2 protein-coding genes are annotated in these 827 nt (G+C 51.3%); both read left to right on the forward strand.

The features are described from left to right. Nucleotides 1-606, forward strand: a 606-nt coding sequence (locus R7190_RS26535; RefSeq protein ID WP_318137760.1) for an AzlC family ABC transporter permease, incomplete at its 5' end; no start/stop codon positions are given. After that, nucleotides 603-827: AzlD domain-containing protein (locus R7190_RS26540; protein WP_318137761.1), on the forward strand; the 225-nt coding region annotated here is incomplete at its 3' end. The genes R7190_RS26535 and R7190_RS26540, both read left to right, overlap by 4 nt.

Consider the following 827-nt stretch of genomic DNA (forward strand, 5'->3'; position numbering starts at 1 on the left):
GCCTTTGGGGTTGCTGCGGTGCAAACCGGCTTAGACGCCTTTCCGACTCTTTTAATGAGTACGCTCGTCTTTGCTGGTGCGTCTCAGTTTGCCACGTTAGAAATGTGGGGAGCTGAAGTACCACTTGTACCGGTTTTGATTACTGTGTTTGCCATCAATGCTCGCCACCGTCTGATGGGTGCGACGCTCTACCCTTGGCTGAGACAGCTACCGCCACATAAGCGCTATGGCATTATGTTGCTTGCCTCCGATGCGAACTGGGCAATGGCGATGAACGCATTTGGCAAGAAAGAGCCTGGGTTTGGTTTGTTGGTCGGCGGAGGGCTTGCACTTTGGGGCTTCTGGATTGTCGGCACCTGGATGGGGATCTACTTTGGTGGTGCCATCAAAGATCCAGTCAGTCTCGGACTTGATATGGTCATGGGTTGCTTTTTACTTTCTATGGTTGCAGGCGGCCCTAAAAATCTGCGTATCTTCGCGATTTGGAGCATGGCAGCAGCTTCATCACTGATGGCTTACTGGTATTTGCCAGAAAACAGCCATGTCGTTGTCGGCGCAATCGCTGGCGGTATTTTAGGTGCTTGTTGGAAGGAGAAAAAAGCATGAACATTGAAACAAGCTTAGGCGGCACGCTGTTTATCATTATCGCAATGGGATTGGTAACTCTGGCAACTCGCTGGGGTGGCGTTTATGTGATGTCATTCATTCCGATTAGCGAACGCGTGCAACGTTTTATCACCGCTATGTCAGGGTCTGTATTGATTGCCCTCTTAGCGCCTCTCGCCGTCGAAGGTGACAACGGTGCGAGAGCCGCGCTATTTTCAACC

It is taken from the genome of Vibrio sp. 1078-1, assembly GCF_033340475.1.